The sequence below is a fragment of the Aeromicrobium sp. MLTX1 genome (genome assembly GCF_046452335.1).
Classification (GTDB): Bacteria; Actinomycetota; Actinomycetes; order Propionibacteriales; family Nocardioidaceae; genus Aeromicrobium.
In genome coordinates this window covers 73,813-90,730 of record NZ_JBKFDN010000001.1, presented here as the reverse complement: position 1 = coordinate 90,730, position 16,918 = coordinate 73,813, and the positions used below count along the sequence as shown (strand labels likewise).

Annotated in this window: 12 protein-coding genes; 8 read left to right on the top strand and 4 right to left on the bottom strand. The window is 71.1% G+C overall.

Annotated features, from left to right (window positions below; genetic code table 11):
- Positions 1 to 15: 15 nt before the first annotated feature.
- On the top strand, positions 16 to 2,850 hold the full coding sequence (locus ACK99Q_RS00390; RefSeq protein ID WP_410184284.1) for a UPF0182 family protein: 2,835 nt from the start codon (positions 16 to 18) through the stop codon (positions 2,848 to 2,850).
- Positions 2,851 to 2,869: 19 nt separating this feature from the next.
- On the opposite strand, the gene ACK99Q_RS00385 is transcribed toward ACK99Q_RS00390, so the two are convergent.
- Positions 2,870 to 3,337, bottom strand: coding sequence for an aminoacyl-tRNA deacylase (locus tag ACK99Q_RS00385; RefSeq protein ID WP_410184283.1), 468 nt, complete (start codon positions 3,335 to 3,337; stop codon positions 2,870 to 2,872).
- 19 nt (positions 3,338 to 3,356) lie between these two features.
- Complete coding sequence (poxB, locus tag ACK99Q_RS00380; protein ID WP_410184282.1) at positions 3,357 to 5,078, bottom strand: ubiquinone-dependent pyruvate dehydrogenase; 1,722 nt, start codon at positions 5,076 to 5,078, stop codon at positions 3,357 to 3,359.
- A 56-nt stretch (positions 5,079 to 5,134) separates the two neighbouring features.
- On the opposite strand from poxB, the gene ACK99Q_RS00375 reads away from it, so the two are divergent.
- A complete protein-coding gene (locus ACK99Q_RS00375; RefSeq protein WP_410184281.1) occupies positions 5,135 to 6,391 on the top strand; it encodes a PucR family transcriptional regulator in 1,257 nt (418 codons plus the stop codon).
- Here the strand turns inward: ACK99Q_RS00375 and ACK99Q_RS00370 are convergent.
- Positions 6,338 to 7,156, bottom strand: coding sequence for an SDR family oxidoreductase (locus tag ACK99Q_RS00370; RefSeq protein WP_410184280.1), 819 nt, complete (start codon positions 7,154 to 7,156; stop codon positions 6,338 to 6,340). The genes ACK99Q_RS00375 and ACK99Q_RS00370 overlap by 54 nt on opposite strands.
- 211 nt (positions 7,157 to 7,367) lie before the next feature.
- Here ACK99Q_RS00370 and ACK99Q_RS00365 point away from each other — a divergent pair, with 211 nt between their 5' ends.
- From ACK99Q_RS00365 to ACK99Q_RS00345, 5 genes are all read left to right on the top strand, one after another.
- Entirely contained in the window at positions 7,368 to 8,159 is a 792-nt protein-coding gene (locus tag ACK99Q_RS00365) for an amino acid ABC transporter ATP-binding protein (protein ID WP_410184279.1), read from the top strand.
- Positions 8,156 to 8,806 (top strand): amino acid ABC transporter permease, encoded by a 651-nt coding sequence (locus ACK99Q_RS00360; RefSeq protein WP_410184278.1) that lies wholly within the window; start codon positions 8,156 to 8,158, stop codon positions 8,804 to 8,806. The genes ACK99Q_RS00365 and ACK99Q_RS00360 overlap by 4 nt, the downstream gene beginning before the upstream one ends.
- Positions 8,803 to 9,453 (top strand): amino acid ABC transporter permease, encoded by a 651-nt coding sequence (locus ACK99Q_RS00355; protein ID WP_410184277.1) that lies wholly within the window; start codon positions 8,803 to 8,805, stop codon positions 9,451 to 9,453. Before ACK99Q_RS00360 ends, ACK99Q_RS00355 begins: the two co-directional genes overlap by 4 nt.
- A gap of 19 nt (positions 9,454 to 9,472) precedes the next feature.
- Positions 9,473 to 10,318 carry a substrate-binding periplasmic protein gene (locus ACK99Q_RS00350; protein WP_410184276.1) on the top strand — a complete coding sequence of 282 codons (846 nt, stop codon included), beginning with the start codon at positions 9,473 to 9,475 and terminating at the stop codon, positions 10,316 to 10,318.
- A gap of 106 nt (positions 10,319 to 10,424) precedes the next feature.
- The gene (locus ACK99Q_RS00345) at positions 10,425 to 12,446 is read left to right on the top strand and encodes an FAD-dependent oxidoreductase (protein ID WP_410184275.1); all 2,022 of its coding nucleotides are present in this window, start codon (positions 10,425 to 10,427) and stop codon (positions 12,444 to 12,446) included.
- A 1-nt stretch (position 12,447) separates the two neighbouring features.
- On the opposite strand, the gene ACK99Q_RS00340 is transcribed toward ACK99Q_RS00345, so the two are convergent.
- Complete coding sequence (locus ACK99Q_RS00340; RefSeq protein ID WP_410184274.1) at positions 12,448 to 13,350, bottom strand: LysR substrate-binding domain-containing protein; 903 nt, start codon at positions 13,348 to 13,350, stop codon at positions 12,448 to 12,450.
- An 81-nt stretch (positions 13,351 to 13,431) separates the two neighbouring features.
- Between ACK99Q_RS00340 and ACK99Q_RS00335 the strand changes: the two genes are divergently transcribed.
- Positions 13,432 to 16,863 (top strand): bifunctional proline dehydrogenase/L-glutamate gamma-semialdehyde dehydrogenase, encoded by a 3,432-nt coding sequence (locus ACK99Q_RS00335; protein ID WP_410184273.1) that lies wholly within the window; start codon positions 13,432 to 13,434, stop codon positions 16,861 to 16,863.
- Positions 16,864 to 16,918: the final 55 nt, after the last annotated feature.

Below are 16,918 nucleotides of genomic sequence, written 5' to 3'. Positions count from 1 at the left end.
GACCGCGGGCGGAGGGTGCTGATCCCGACCATCGTCACGCTGGCGGCCCTGCTGGTCCTGGGCTCGCTGTTCGTGAGCCTGTGGACCGAGCGGCTCTGGTACGGGTCGGTCGACTTCCAGGGCGTCTTCACCACCGTCCTGCTGACGCGCTCGACGCTCTTCGTGGTGTTCGCCCTGTTCGGCGCGCTCGTCGTCGGCGCCAACGTCTGGCTCGCGCACCGCAACCGGCCGAACCCGCTCGGCCTGCGTCGCGACGACCCGGCCGCCCGCTACCGCATGGCGATCACGCCCATCGCGAAGTGGGCGCTCATCGCGGTCTCGGCGTTCGTCGGCTTCTTCTCCGGCATCATCGGCAGCAGCCGCTGGGAGACCTTCCAGCTGTGGCGCAACGGCGAGCCGTTCGGCACGAAGGACCCGCACTTCGGCAAGGACGTGGGCTTCTACGTCTTCGACATGCCGTGGCTGCAGTTCATCGTCTCGTTCGTCTTCGCGCTGCTGCTGATCTCGGCCATCGCCGTGGTCTTCGTCCACTACGTCTTCGGCGGCATCCGCCTGGGCAACAAGGGCCCGAGCTTCAGCCGCGCCGCGCAGGTGCAGGTCGCGGTCCTCGTCGGCCTCGCGATGCTCGTGCGCGCCGCCAACTACTGGCTCGACCGCTACGCGCTGTCGTACGACACGTCCGGCCTGTTCGACGGCATCACCTACACCGCCGCCAACGCCGAGATCCCCGCCAAGAACATCCTCATGGTCGTGGCGATCCTGTGCGCCCTGATGTTCTTCTCCACGATCTTCCTGCGCTCGTGGACCCTGCCCGCGCTGGGCCTGGGCCTTTGGTTCCTGACCTCGCTGCTGATCGGTGCGGCCTGGCCCGCGATCATGCAGCAGTTCCAGGTCAACCCGTCCGAGCCCGACCGCGAGGGCCCGTACCTGGAGAAGAACATCGACGGCACGCGCGAGGCGTTCGGCGTCTCCGACGTCGAGACGGCCGACTACTCGGCCAAGACCGAGCTGACCCCGCAGGAGCTCAACGCGTCGGCCGAGTCCCGCGTCAGCACCCGACTGCTCGACCCCACGCTCATCTCGCCGGCGTTCCAGCAGCTGCAGCAGGTGCGCGGCTACTACACGGTGCAGAGCACGCTCGACGTCGACCGCTACGCCATCGGCGACGACCCGCAGCCGCAGGACGTCATCATCGCGGCGCGCGAGGTCGACCTCGACGGCCTGCAGTCCACGCAGCGCACGTGGTCGAACGACCACACCGTCTACACCCACGGCTACGGCGTGATCGCCGCGTACGGCAACAAGCGCGGCTCGCAGGGCGAGCCCGTGTGGGTCGCCAAGGACATCCCGCCCACCGGCGAGCTCGAATTCGAGGACGCCCCGCGGATCTACTTCGGCGAGAAGTCGCCGTCGTACTCGATCGTGGGCCGTCCCGACGGCGCCAACCCGATCGAGGTCGACACGCCGCGCGGCGGCGGCTCCGACGAGGGCGACGGCACCGACGGCGACTCCACCGCCAACACGTACGACGGCAAGGGCGGCGTGGAGATGGGCTCGCTGTTCCGCCAGGTGCTCTACGCGTTCAAGTTCGCCGAGCCGAAGATCGTGCTGTCCGACCGCGTCAACAGCAACTCCAAGATCATCTACGACCGTCACCCGCGCGATCGCGTCCGCAAGGTCGCCCCGTGGCTGACGCTGGACGGCGACACCTACCCCGCGGTCGTCGACGGCCGGGTCGTGTGGATCGTCGACGGCTACACGACGAGCAACTCCTACCCCTACTCGGAGTCGCGCTCGCTCAACGAGGCCACCAGCGACACGCTCACCGACGGCGCCAGCCAGATCGCGCTGCCGACCGACCAGGTCAACTACATGCGCAACTCGGTCAAGGCGGTCGTGGACGCGTACGACGGCACCGTGAAGCTCTACGAGTGGGACACGGAGGACCCGATCCTCAAGACGTGGTCCAAGGTGTTCCCCGACGTCGTCGAGCCGAAGTCCGAGATCAGCGAGTCGCTGCTGCAGCACCTGCGCTACCCCGTGGACCTGTTCAAGGTGCAGCGCGACGTGCTCAGCCGCTACCACGTGACCAACGCCCAGACGTTCTACGAGGACGGCGAGCGCTGGAAGATCCCCGAGGACCCCTCGGCCTCCGGCAACACGAAGCAGCCCCCGTACTACCTCTCGATGAGCCGTCCCGGCGAGGAGGCCTCGCGCTTCAGCCTGACCAGCGTCTACCTGCCCAACAACCGGCAGAACCTGGCGTCGTTCATGAGCGTGAACTCCGAGGCGTCCGACACCGAGAACTACGGCAAGGTGCAGATCCTCGAGCTGCCGAGCGACACGCGCGTCGGCGGCCCGAACCAGATCGCGGCCCAGTTCGAGTCCGACGCCGGCGTGCGTGCGGCGCTGCTGCAGTACGAGCAGTCGCAGAACACCAGGATCCTGCGCGGCAACCTGCTGACCCTGCCGGTCGGCGGCGCCATGCTCTACGTGCAGCCGATCTACATCCAGCGCGTGGGCGAGGGCTCGTACCCGGTGCTCCAGCTCATCACCGCCACGTTCGGCGACGGCGTGGGCGTGGGCCAGACCCTCGACGAGGCGCTGCGATCCGCGCTCGGGCTCGAGCCGAACAGCACGCCCCCGGCGGAGGAGCCGGCGCCGGACGGTGACGCCGGTGGTGACGCCGGCGGCGAGACGAAGACGGCCGAGCAGTACCTGACCGACGCGTCGCGCTTCTACGACCAGGCGCAGGCCGCGCTCGAGGACGGCGACCTGGCCACGTACCAGGCCCGCATCGACTCGATGGCCGACGCCCTCGAGGCCGCGCAGCGACTCCTCGGCGAGTGATCGCCGCCGCCCCCGCCGCTCAGGCGGTGGGGGAGTCGGTGACGTCGGCGACCGTCGCGTCCAGCGCGGCGATCACGTCGGCGGCCTCCACGGTCACGGCCACTCCGTGCGCGCCCGCGCCCAGCGAGATCGTGCCCTGCACGGTCTCGTCGGCGATGACGGGCCAGGCGTGGCTCGCGCCGAACGGCGTGATGGTGCCGCGCTCGTAGCCCGTCGCCGCGAAGGCGTCCTCGGCCGGCGGCATCGAGAGTCGCGAGACGCCCAGCAGGGCGCGCAGCTTGGGCCAGCTGATCTGGCGGTCGCCGGGCACGAGGACGAACAGGTACTCGTCTCCGGAGCGGCGGACGACGAGCGTCTTGACGATGCGGTCGGGGTCGACCCCGCGGGCGGCGGCGGCCTCGGCGAGCGAGCCCACCTGCCCGTGGCGGGTGACGGTGTGGGCGACGCCCGCGGCGTCCAGGGCGGCGATCGCGCGTTCCTCGCTCATGTGCCGAGCCTAGGTCCGCTCAGAGCACCTGGCGGAGGTTGGCCTTCGCGAGATCGATGATCTCGTCGCCGCGGCCGGACATCACCGTGCGCAGGGCGTAGAGCGAGAAGCCCTTGAGCTGCGAGGCCTTGACCGACGGCGGGATCGTCACCTCCTGTCGCTCGGTGATGACGTTGACCAGCGCGGGACCGTCGTGCGCGAAGGCCTCCTCGAGCGCGGGGGTGAGGTCCTCCGACCGCTCGACGCGGGCGCCGTGCATGCCGATGGCCCGGGCGACCTCGGCGAAGTCGGGGTTCTGCAGGCCCGTGCCCCAGTTGACGAAGCCGGCGGCCTTCATCTCCAGCTCCACGAAGTTCAGCGAGCTGTTCTCGAAGACGACGACCTTCACCGGCAGCTCCTCCTGCACGAGCGTGATGAGCTCGCCGAGCATCATCGTCAGGCCGCCGTCGCCGGACAGGGCGACCACCTGGCGTCCCGGGTGCGCGGCCTGCACGCCGATCGCCTGCGAGACGGCATTGGCCATCGAGCCGTGGCTGAACGAGCCGATCAGCCGGCGGCGACCGTTCATGTGCAGGTAGCGCGCGGCCCACATGACGGGGGAGCCCACGTCCGGCAGGAAGACGGCGTCCTCGGCGGCCGCCTCGTCGATCGCACGGGCGACGAACTGCGGGTGCTGGGCTCGTCCCTTCTTCACGGGAGTGGCGAGGTCGTCGAGCTTCTCGCGGGTCTTGAGATAGTGCTTGCGCGAGTCCTCGAGGTGGTCGAGCTCCGACTCCCGGTTCAGCAGCGGCAGCAGCGCCTGCACCGTGTCGCGCACCGTGCCGACGAGGCCGAGCTCCACTGGGGTCCGCCGGCCGATCTGCTCGCCGCGCACGTCGATCTGGACGATCTTCGCCTTCGGCGGGAAGAAGTCCGGGTAGGGGAAGTCGGTCCCGAGCATGAGCAGGACGTCGCACGCCTCGATGGCGCGGTAGCCCGAGGCGAAGCCGAGGAGGCCGGTCATGCCGACGTCGTAGGGGTTCTCCCACTCGACGTGCTCCTTGCCGCGCAGGGCATGCACGACCGGCGCGGCCAGGTGGTCGGCGATCGTGACGAGCTCGTCGTGGGCACCGGCGCAGCCCGCCCCGGCGAGGATCGTGACCTTGTCGCCGGCGTTCAGCAGATGGGCCGCGCGCTGCAGCTCGGCGTCGGACGGGATGACGCGCGACTCCGACGGGCGCAGGACCGTGATGGCGTCGTCCTGCGCCTCCATCAGCGCGATGTCGCCGGGGACGACCAGCACGGCCACGCCCTGCTTCTCGATCGCGGTCTGCATGGCGATGCGCATCATGCGCGGCATCTGGGAGGGGCTCGAGACGTGCTCGACGTAGACGCTGCACTCGCGGAACAGCTCCTGCGGGTGCGTCTCCTGGAAGTAGGTGGTGCCGATCTCGGAGGTCGGGATGTGCGCCGCGATGGCCAGCACCGGCACGCGCGAGCGGTTGGCGTCGTAGAGGCCGTTGATGAGGTGGAGGTTGCCCGGGCCGCAGCTGCCCGCGCACACGGCGAGCCGTCCCGTGGTGGCCGCCTCGCCGGCGGCGGCGAAGGCGGCGGCCTCCTCGTGGCGGACCTGGACCCACTCGACGCCCGACGTCCGCAACGCGTCGGTGAAGCCGTTGAGGGAGTCGCCGGGGATGCCGTAGACCCGCTGGACCCCGTTGGCCTCGAGGGTGTCGACGATGTTCTTCGCGATGGTGGCCATGTCTCGACGCTAGGGCCGCAGGTGGGACCTCACACCTCGAGATTCATACTGGAAGCATGTCCGTCCTGCAGGATCTCGCCGATGAGCTGACCATTCGGCTCGGCGCGCCCGTGGGGATCTCGGACACCGCGCTGGCCACCCTGGCGGCCGGTCCGCACCCGCTGACCGTGGACTGGATGCGCCGCGAGTCCCTGCTGGGACGCGCCGCGCCGCGCAGCTCGCTGGAGTACTACGCCGCCCTCGGCGTCCGTCCCACGATGAAGGGCGCGGTGCACACGCCGGAGGACGTCGAGAAGGGCGTGTCGGCGCGCTGGGTCGTTCCCGCGCGCTGGAGCGGCCGCACCTACGGCTACATCTGGGTCATCGACGAGCACGGCAGCACGGTGCCGAAGGCGGACATCGACGAGATCGAGGACCACGCCGAGCAGATCGCCGAGACGATCCACCGGCGCACGTCGCGACTGCGCGACCGCGCCTCGAGCGTGCGCGATCTTCTCCTGAGCAACCGCCGTGGCCATCTCGACACCGCCGGCTGGCTGTACGACGTGGCGGGCTACCCGCAGGGTCCCGTGGCGGTCCTCGTCATGAGCCTGGCGGGCGACGTCGACGCACGGAACCTGCCGATCAGCGTGCTCGACGGGCCGCTGCCGCGCGCGGTGCCCGGCGAGGTCTGGCGCTTCGTCGACCAGCGCCGCGCGGTGCTGCTGCTGCCGCCCGAGACCGTCACGCGCCGCGGCGCGATCGAGCGGGTGGCCGAGCACGCCAAGCAGGTCACCGAGAACGAGATCGACGCGCCCGGCTCGGTCGTCATCGGCATCGGCGACCCCGTGGCGAACCTCTACGAGGCCTCGGCGAGCTTCCGCCAGGCCCGCCTCGCCGTACGCGCCCTCACGGCGTTCGACCACCTCCCGCGGATCCAGTCGTGGAGCGACCTCGGCGCACTGCGCGCGGTGGTGTCCATCCCCGACGAGCTGCTCGACGACGCGATCCCGCCGGGCGTGGCGAGCCTCCTCGAGGAGTCCCCGTTCCTGGCCGAGACGCTCGACGCGTACTTCGCCACCGGCTGCAGCGTCCCCGACACGTGCCAGGTGCTGTCGATCAGCCGCGGCACGGTCTACTACCGGCTCCAGCGCGCCGAGACGATCTCGGGCCTGTCGCTGAAGGACGGCGCCGACCGGATGACCCTGCAGGTCGGCCTCGCGGTCATGCGCCTGCGCGACTCGGGCCAGCAGACCCACGTGAGCTCGGAGCGCGTGGTCTCAGAGGTCGTGGGCGCCCGGGGACTTCACCAGGTACCCCGCATCGATCGGTAGCGACACTCCGGTCACGAACCGCGAGCTGTCGGACATCAGCCACAGCACCGCGTTGGCGACGTCCTGCGCCTCGATCCAGCCGACCGGCAGGGCGTGACCCGAGCGGTAGAGCGCCTGCTGCTGGTCGCCGCCCATGCGCGACGTGTGCGCCGGGTTGTTGATCATGGGCGTGTCCACCGAGGTCGGCAGGACGCAGTTGACGCGGATGCGCTCGGGACCGAGCTCCTGCGCGAGCGAGCCCGCGAGGCCGATCACGCCGAACTTGCTGGCGGTGTACGCCGACCAGCCGGGGATCGCGCGGTCGCCGTTGACCGAGCTGTTGACGACGATCGAGCCGCCCTCGCCGCCGGCCTGGATCGCGGGCGCCACCGCGCGCACCGTGTTCCAGACGCCGGTCAGGTTCACGGCGATCGTGTCGTGCCAGTGGCGGTCGTCGCCCGTCACGGTCTCGCCCGGGTAGAGGACGCCGGCGTTCGCGAAGAGGCCGTCGATGCGGCCGTAGCGGAGCATCGCGGCGTCCACCGCGCGCGCCACCGAGGCCGTGTCGGTGACGTCGGCCTCCTCGGACCAGACCTCGCCGGCGCCGACCGGCAGCGCGTGGCCCGGGCCGGGGGCCTCGGCCACCCGGCGCGCGAGCGCGACCACGGAGGCTCCCGCCTCGGCCAGGGTCAGGCACGTGGTCCAGCCGATCCCGCCGGCGGCCCCCGTGACGACCACGACCCGGCCCGAGAGATCCAGCCCGGACGTGCGCACGTCGTTCGTCATGACAGCGACGCTAGTTCCCGCGGCGGCCCCCACGGCAGGTGCAGGCGTTCAAGGTCGGGGGCCCCGCCTCTGCACACGTGTGCAGCCCGCCGGCGGCTTTGAACGTCTGTCCCAACGCGGGTCCGCCGATTCTGAACGTCTGCGTGATGAGACGCGTGTCTCAACATCCGTACGTTGGGCGAACTGTCCTCGACCAACGGGAGCACGACGCGTGAACGATCGACGAGCAGAGCACGACACCACCTCGGGCGGGACGCCTCTGGTGAGCATCCGTGGCCTGACCAAGGCGTACGGCGACCACGTCGTGCTCGACGACATCGACCTGGACGTGCACCCGGGCGAGGTCGTCGCCCTGATCGGCCCCAGCGGCGCCGGCAAGAGCACGCTGCTGCGCTGCATCAACTACCTCGAGACGCCGAGCGCGGGCACGATCTCGATCACGGGCCAGCCCGTGGCGAAGCAGCCCGACCGCCCGACCAAGGCCGAGCTGCTCGCCGTCCGCCGGCGCACCGGCATGGTGTTCCAGGGCTTCCACCTCTTCCCGCACCTGTCCGTGCTGCGCAACGTGACCCTCGCGCAGGAGCTCGTGCTCGACCGACCCGCCGACGAGGCGAAGGAGGTCGCGATGAGGCTGCTCGACCGCGTGGGCCTGGCCGGCAAGGCCGACGCGAAGCCCACCCAGTGCTCGGGCGGCCAGCAGCAGCGCATCGCGATCGCCCGCGCCCTCGCGCTCGACCCCGTCGTCATGCTGTTCGACGAGCCGACCTCCGCGCTCGACCCCGAGGTCGGCCAGGAGGTGCTCGCCGTGATGCGCGAGCTCGCCGACCAGGGCACGACGATGATCGTGGTCACCCACGCGATGGGCTTCGCGCGCAAGGTCGCCGACCAGGTCGCCGTGCTGGCGCACGGGTCAATCGTCGAGCAGTCGCACCCCGACCAGCTCTTCACCGACCCCCAGCACGCCGTGACGCGACGATTCCTCGAAGCGGTGGCCGAGCAGTGAACGCCGACTGGGGCGTCATCGTCCCGACCGTGCTCGAGGGCGTCGGCATCACGGTCATGCTGACGGTGGTCTCGATGGCGATCGCGCTCGTCCTCGGCTTCCCCGTGGCCCTCATGCGGGTGTCGCGGATCGCGCCGCTGCGCTGGATCGGCACGACCTACGTCGAGATCGTTCGCGGCGTGCCCGTCATCGCGTGGATGCTGCTGCTGTTCTACGGACTCGCGAACATCACCGGCTCCGAGCCGATCCCCACGGCGATCATCGCCCTGACGCTCGTCGCGACGGCCTACGTCGCGGAGAACTACCGCGCGGCGCTGCTCAGCGTGCCGGTCGGGCAGTGGGAGGCCGCGCAGGCGCTCGGCCTCAAGCGCTCGCAGCTGTTCTGGCGGATCATCGCGCCGCAGGGCATCGCCGTCGCGATGGCGCCCTCGGCCACCTACGCGATCGGCCTGCTCAAGGAGTCGGCGTTCGCCTCGGTGATCGGCGTGAGCGACGTGTCCTTCAAGGCGCTCAACCTCGCGAACGGCGGACAGCCCGCGCTGGCGGCGTTCCTGGTCGCCGGCGCCGTCTACCTCGTGCTCAGCCTCCCGATCGCCGCGTCGTCGCGGTGGCTGGACGCGTCCCTGCGACGAAGGAGTGCGGCATGACCTCCGACGACCTCATGACCCTGCTCGGCGGCCTGAAGCTGAGCGCCTGGTACGCCCTGCTCTCGATCCTCATCGCCCTGCCGCTGGGCTTCGTCCTCGGCCTGCTCGGCACCGCTCCGAGCCGCGCCGTGCGCTACGCGACGCTCACCGTCGTCGAGCTGCTCCGCGGGCTGCCGCTGCTGGTCGTGGTGTACCTCATCTACTTCGGCCTGCCGTCGGTCGACATCGTGCTCGACGCGGGTCCCGCGCTCGTGCTCGGCCTGTCGGTGAGCGCGGCCGCCTACACGTCGGAGATCTTCCGCGTGGGCATCCTCGACGTCCCGCGGGGCCAGCGCGAGGCGGCGCGCAGCCTGGGCCTGACCGGGTGGCACGAGCTGCGGTACGTCATCGTCCCGCAGGCGCTGCGCACCGTGAAGCTGCCCGTCATCTCGTTCGCGGTCCTGATCTTCCAGTACACCTCGATCGGCTTCGCGATCGGCGTGCCCGAGCTGCTCGCCCGTGCCTACGGGATCGGCGCGGTCACGTTCGACTACCTGACGGTGTTCCTGGTGGCCGGCGCGTTCTACGCCGCCGTGTCCATCACCGCCTCCGCCCTGATCCACGTGCTGCGGCGCGACAAGTCCGGACCGGCTGTCCTGCCGGCCTGAAATCCCCCCAAGGAGAACCATGAAGCGCATCACCCGTACGTTCGGCCTGGCGCTCGGCGCCGCCGTCAGCCTCTCGGCCCTGGCCGCCTGCGGCTCGGACGACGCCCCCTCCACGGTGGCCGCCGACTGCGAGCCGATCGCCACCGTCGAGACGATCAAGGAGGGCACCCTCACCGCGGCCATCGCCGAGTTCCCGCCCTACATCGGCGCGAAGGACGGCCAGCCGACCGGCATCGACGGCGAGCTGATCAAGGACATCGCCGCCGACCTGTGCCTCGAGCTGAAGATCCAGAGCACCTCGTTCCCCGGGGTGGTGAGCGCGCTCGACTCGGGCAAGGCGGACCTGTCGGCCGGCTCGTGGACCTTCAACGAGGAGCGCGAGGCCAAGTACGAGCTCTCCGACCCGGTGTACTACTCGATGCTGTCGATCACGTCGAAGGACGGCTGGGACACGATCGAGCAGCTCGAGGGCAAGAAGGTCGGCTCGACGACGGGCTACGTGTTCACCGGTGACGCGCAGAAGGCGCTCGGCGCCGACAACGTGAAGCTCTACCAGAGCGAGCAGGCCGTCTACGACGACCTCAAGGCCGGCCGCATCGACGCGGGCCTGTTCACCGAGGGCGCCGTCGCCGGCTACATGAAGGCCGACGGCAACCCGGCGAAGCTGAAGAACCTGGTCATGAAGGAGACGCCGAAGATCGAGATGACGACGGCCGTCCCCGCGACCGGCGTGATGATCAGCAAGGGCAACACCGGCCTGCGCGACGCCGTGAACCAGACCGTGGCGACCTACGCCTCGTCGGGCGACCTGAAGAAGAACCTCGAGGACGCCGGCATCTCCGACGAGTCCCTCATCACGGACTGACGCCCACCCCGCGTCACCCCTGACCACCGGGGCCGGGTCGTGCCCCCGAACGACCCGGCCCCGGTACTCCGCTCCCTCCTTCACCTCCCCACCCGGAAGGCCCCCCATGTCCGATCCGCTGCTCGAACCCTTCGTCCTCAAGGGATTGACGCTGAAGAACCGCATCTTCAGCTCGGCCCATGCGCCGGCGGGCTACGTGGGCGAGGACGGACCCGGGCTGCGGTACGCGCTGTACCAGGAGGAGAAGGCCAAGGGCGGGATCGGCCTGACGATGTTCGGCGGCTCGAGCTTCGTGTCGGCCGACTCCGAGACGTCGTTCGGCTCGATCGACGCGAGCTCGGACGCGGTGCTGCCGTTCTACGAGGACGTGGCCCGCCGGGTGCACCAGCACGGCGCCGCGACCATGGTGCAGCTGACGCACCTGGGTCGTCGCGGCCGCGACACGTCGGGTCCGTGGCTGCCCACGCTCAGCCCGTCGGGCATCCGCGAGCGGGCGCACCGCAGCTACCCCAAGCCGATGGAGGACTTCGACTTCTCCCGGGTGATCGCCGACTACGCCGCGGCGGCGCGCCGCGCGCAGCAGGGCGGACTCGACGGCGTGGAGATCGCCGGCCTGGCCGGTCACCTTCTCGACCAGTTCCTCGCGCCCCGCTCGAACCTGCGCGACGACCGCTACGGCGGCGCGCTGGAGAACCGCGTGCGCTTCATGCTCGAGGTGCTCGACGCCGTGCGCGCCGAGGTCGGCACCGACTACCTCGTGGGCCTGCGCCTGCCCGGCGACGAGGGCGTCAAGGGCGGCATCGAGCCCGACGACGCGACCGAGATCGCGCGGATCGCCGTGGCATCGGGCCACGTGGACTTCCTCAACGTGATGTACGGCGGAGGCTTCACGCACAAGGAGCTCGCCGACATCATGCCGCCGACCGGGCGGGAGCTGGGCGCGCACCTGCCGGTGGCCGGTCGGATCCGCGAGGCCGTCTCGGTGCCGGTGTTCCACGCCGGGCGCGTGGCCGACCTGGCCACCGCGCGTCACGCTCTGCGCGAGGGCTACGTCGACCTCGTGGGCATGACGCGCGCGCACATCGCCGACCCCCACATCGTCAACAAGATCCAGCGCGGCGAGGAGGATCGCGTGCGCCCCTGCGTGGGCGCGAGCTTCTGCCTGCACACCGAGACCTTCTGCATCCACAACCCCGCGACCGGCCGCGAGGCGACGATCCCGCAGCTCATCACGCCGTCCTCGGAGCGCCGCAAGGTGGTCGTGGTGGGCGGTGGCCCCGCAGGACTGGAGGCGGCTCGGGCCAGTGCCGAGCGCGGTCACGAGGTCATCCTGTTCGAGGCGTCCGACACCCTCGGTGGTCAGGTGATCCCGATGTCGAAGGTGCACCGCCAGTCCGAGAAGCGCTCGATCTCCGAGTGGCTGGCCGCCGAGGCCCGCCTGGCCGGGGCGACGCTGAAGACGGGCACCTACGTGGACGGCGCCGACGTGCTGGCGCAGGACCCCGACGTCGTGATCGTGGCCACCGGCGGCATGGCCGACCCGACGCTGCCCGAGGGTGGCGAGCGGCACGTGGTGTCCAGCGCCGACGTCCTCGGACGGGCCCCCGTGACGGGCAGGACCGTGCTGGTCTACGACGAGCACGGCGACGAGCACGCGCTGTCGGCGGTCGAGCACCTGGTGGGCCGGGGCAACCGGATCGAGCTGGTGACGGCGGACGCCGAGGTCGGCCTCGACGTCGTGCACACCGTCCGCCCCGACTTCATGAAGATGCTCTACCACGGCGGCGTCACGATCTCGCCCGACCTCGTCCTGCAGGGCGTGCGCAAGGAGGGCGCCGAGCTGGTGGCCACCTTCGCCAACGACTACTCCGGGGAGCGCATCGAGAAGCGCGCCGACCTCGTCGTGGTCGAGCAGGGCACCGTCGCGATCAGCGAGGTCTACGACGAGCTGCGCGAGCGCTCGGCCAACCGCGGCCAGGTCGATCTCGATGCGTTCGCGAAGGGCGAGCGCCAGCGGGTCGTGCAGGTGGACGGCGGCTTCGAGCTCTACCGGATCGGCGACGCCGTCTCGAACCGCGGCGTGCACGCGGCGATCTTCGACGCACGCCGCCTCTGCATGAACCTCTGAGTCAGGCGCGGCCCTCCGCCACGGCGCGCGACAGTGACTGGCGGGTGGCCGTGACGCCGGGGGAGTGGGCCGAGGCTCGGCGCGCCGAGGTGAAGATCGTGCGGTGCGGCCGGCCCGCCAGCCGGTGCAGCGTGACCGGCGGCGTGCGGTTCTGCCACAGCAGGTCGGGCAGCAGCGCCACGGCGTGGCCCGACTCGATGAGGCTGATCTGGGCCTGCAGGTCGGCGGTCTCGTAGCGGACGTCGGGCTCGAAGCCGGCGACCCGGCAGGCCTGCTCGGCGAAGTGGCGCGAGGCGACTCCGGGCGGCTCCATGACCCACGGCGCCTGCGCGGCTTCCGCGATCGACGTGATCTCGCCGAACCGGCTGCCCTCGGGCGGCACGGCGAGGCGGACCTCGTCCGTCGTGAGGTCGACGGCGTCCAGCTCGGGGTGCCACGGCGTGTTGTGGCCGGGGTACTTCTCGGCGATGACGAGGTCGAACTCGCGCGCCCAGGTCTCGTACAGGGCCGACTCGGGCTCACGCTGCGTCATCGTGACGCGCAGCCGCGGGTGCTCGGTCTCCAGGATCGACAGTGTCGCGGGCATCAGCGCCAGCGCGACGGACTGGAACACGGCGAGCCGGAACGTGCCCGTGGCCTCGTCGAGGGAGGCCGCCAGGTCGGACTCGGCCAGCTCCAGTCGCTCCAGGACCGCCGACGTGTGCTCGACCAGGATCTCGGCCTGCGGGGTCAGCTGGACGCGGCGCCCGACCTTCCTCAGCAGCTCGACGCCGACCTCCTGCTCGAGCAGCGAGAGCTGCTGCGAGACCGACGACGGACTCTGGTGCAGGGCGGCCGCGACACTGGCCAGGGTGCCCCGGATCTGCAGCTCGCGCAGGAGGCGGAGGCGGCGTACGTCGAGCATGTTCATCCTTCACTGATTCTGACCGATACCCGTCACAAAAGATCGCTTTACCTTAACGGCTGGGCGACTCAGACTGGCGGCATGACCCCCGATCTCGCTTCCCCACCGACCGACGCGCTCGCCCAGGAGTCGGTCGCGCTCGTACACCGCTGGCTCGCCGAAGCGGCCCGGGTGCCCGCGGACAAGGCGGGCGAGCAGCTCGCCGGTCTGCTGAAGGACCCGAAGGGCCTGGACTTCACCGTCGGCTTCATCGACGGCGTGATCCGTCCGGAGGACCCGAGGATCGCGGCGAGGAACTTCGCCGTGCTCGCCTCGGACGTGCCGGCCTTCCTGCCGTGGCACCTGCGCAACGCCGTGCGTCTCGGCGCGTTCGCCGGCCGCTTCGTGCCGCGCTTGGTCATCCCGGTCGTGCAGCGCGCGCTGCGCTCCCTCGTGGGCCACCTCATCGTCGACGCGACCGATGCGAAGCTCGGTCGCAGCATCGCCAAGATTCGCGGCGAGGGCGTGCGCCTCAACATCAACCTGCTGGGCGAGGCCGTGCTCGGCGAGCGCGAGGCCGCCCGCCGCCTGAAGGGCACGCACGACCTGCTGGCGCGCCCCGACGTCGACTACGTGTCGATCAAGGTGTCGTCCACCGTGCCGCCGCACTCGCCGTGGGCGTTCGACGAGGCCGTCGACCACGTCGCCGAGAACCTCATGCCGCTGTACCGCCAGGCCGCAGCCGCCGCGACGCCGAAGTTCATCAACCTCGACATGGAGGAGTACCACGACCTCGACCTGACGATCGCGGTCTTCACCAAGATCCTCGACACGCCCGGCCTGGAGGACCTCGAGGCCGGGATCGTGCTGCAGGCCTACCTGCCCGACTCGATGCGCGCGATGATCCAGCTCCAGGAGTGGTCGGCGGCGCGTCGGGCCCGCGGCGGCGCGGGCATCAAGGTGCGCGTCGTGAAGGGCGCGAACCTGCCGATGGAGCGCGTCGACGCCTCGCTGCACGGCTGGCCGCTCGCGACGTGGTCGTCGAAGCAGGAGTCGGACACGAACTACAAGCGCGTCCTGGACTGGTCGATGCACCCCGACCGCATCCGGAACGTGCGCATCGGCGTGGCCGGCCACAACCTGTTCGACCTCGCCCACGCGTGGCTGCTCGCCGGCGAGCGCGGGGTCCGCGACGGCGTCGAGATCGAGATGCTGCTGGGCATGGCGCAGAGCCAGGCCGAGGTCGTGCGCCGCGACGTCGGCGGCCTGCTGCTGTACACGCCGGTCGTGCACCCGAAGGACTTCGACGTCGCGATCGCCTACCTGATCCGCCGGCTCGAGGAGGGCGCGAGCCACGACAACTTCATGTCCGCCGTGTTCGAGCTGAACGACAGCAGCGAGCTGTTCGAGCGGGAGCAGCACCGCTTCCTGGCCTCGCTGGCCGACCTCGACGACTCGGTGCCCGCGCCGAACCGCCAGCAGAACCGCCTGGCCTCGGTGGAGGAGACGCCCGTCGGCGCCCCGTTCGAGAACACCCCTGACACCGACCCGTCGCTGCCGGCGAACCGCTCGTGGGGTCGCCAGATCCTCGCGAAGGTCGCCGACTCCGCCCTCGGCAAGGACCTCGTCGCCGAGCACACCGTGACCGACGCCGACGCCCTCGAGGCGATCGTCGCCGGTGCCGTCGTCGAGGGCGAGACGTGGGGCCGCCGTCCGGCCGCCGAGCGCGCCGAGATCCTCGAGCGCGCCGCACTCCGCCTGGAGCAGCGTCGCGCCGACCTGCTCGAGGTCATGGCGTCCGAGGCGGGCAAGACGCTCGACCAGGGCGACCCCGAGGTGTCCGAGGCGATCGACTTCGCGCGCTACTACGCGCACCTCGCGCGCCAGCTGGACTCGGTGGACGGCGCCACGTTCGTACCGTCGCGGCTGACCGTCGTGACCCCGCCGTGGAACTTCCCCGTGGCGATCCCGGCGGGCTCCACGCTCGCTGCCCTGGCCGCCGGCTCCGCCGTCGTCATCAAGCCGGCGCCGCAGGCCGCGCGTTGCGGCTCGGTGATGGTCGAGGCGCTGTGGGAGGCCGGCGTGCCGCGTGAGGTGCTGAGGCTCGTGCACGTGGAGGAGTCCGACCTCGGCCAGCGTCTCGTGTCCGACCCGCGCGTCGACCGGCTGATCCTGACGGGCGCCTACGAGACGGCCGAGCTGTTCCGCAGCTTCCGTCCCGACCTGCCGCTGCTGGCCGAGACGAGCGGCAAGAACGCCATCGTCGTCACGCCGTCGGCCGACTTCGACCTCGCCGCGAAGGACATCGCCGCGTCGGGCTTCGGCCACGCGGGCCAGAAGTGCTCGGCGTCGTCGCTGGTGATCCTGGTCGGCTCGGTCGCCACGTCGAAGCGCTTCCGTGAGCAGCTCGTCGACGCCGTGACGTCCCTGACGGTCGGCTGGCCGTCGGACCCGCAGACGCAGATGGGCCCGCTGATCGAGCCCGCGAGCGGCAAGCTGCTGCGCGGACTGACCCAGCTCGACGCGGGGGAGCGGTGGCTCGTCGAGCCGAGGAAGCTGGACGACGCCGGACAGCTGTGGTCGCCCGGCATCCGCGTCGGCGTGAAGCGCGGCTCGACCACGCACCTGACCGAGTACTTCGGCCCGGTGATGGGCATCATGACCGCCGAGACGCTGGAGGAGGCGCTGGAGATCCAGAACCAGGTCGACTACGGCCTGACCGCCGGCCTCCACGCGCTCGACCCGGCCGAGATCGCGGTGTGGCTGGACGGCGTCCAGGCCGGCAACCTCTACGTCAACCGCGGCACGACCGGCGCGATCGTGCAGCGCCAGCCGTTCGGCGGCTGGAAGAAGTCGGCCATCGGCGCCGGCACGAAGGCGGGCGGCCCGCACTACCTGTTCGGCCTCGGCGAGTGGGAGCGGTCGCGCTCGACCGTCAAGGCGAGCCTCGACGCGCGCGCCGAGCGACTGCTGCAGGCGGCCCGCGAGGCGCACCTGCCGGCCGAGGACCTCGCGTTCCTGGAGCGAGGCTTCAGCAGCGACGCGGTGGCCTGGCGTGAGCAGCTCGGCGTCGCGCGCGACGTCTCGGGCCTGTTCGCCGAGCGGAACATCCTGCGCCACGTGCCGACGCGGGTGCACGTCCGCCTGGCCGCCGACGCCCAGCTGGCCGACGGCCTGCGCGTCATCGGCGCGGGCCTCACGTCCGGCGCTCCGCTGCAGGTCTCGTCCGCGTTCGAGGTGCCCGACGCCGTCCGCACCGCCCTGCGCGCCTTCGGCGTCTCGGTGCTGGTCGAGGACGACGCCACGTGGACCGCGATGGCCTCGCGCCTCACCGACGGCCGCGTCCGCCTCGTCGGCGGCAGCCGCTCGACGGTGGCCGAGCAGACCGGCGGCAAGCCCGACCTCGCGATCTGGGCTGCACGCCCCACCGAGGCCGGCCACGTGGAGCTGCTCCCGTTCGTCCACGAGCAGGCCGTCAGCATCACCGCGCACCGGTTCGGCACGCCGAACCACCTGACCGACGACCTCATTTGAGGACGGCGAGGAGGGGAGGGACCCCGATTTGGGGTCCCTCCACCCCCTCCGGTAG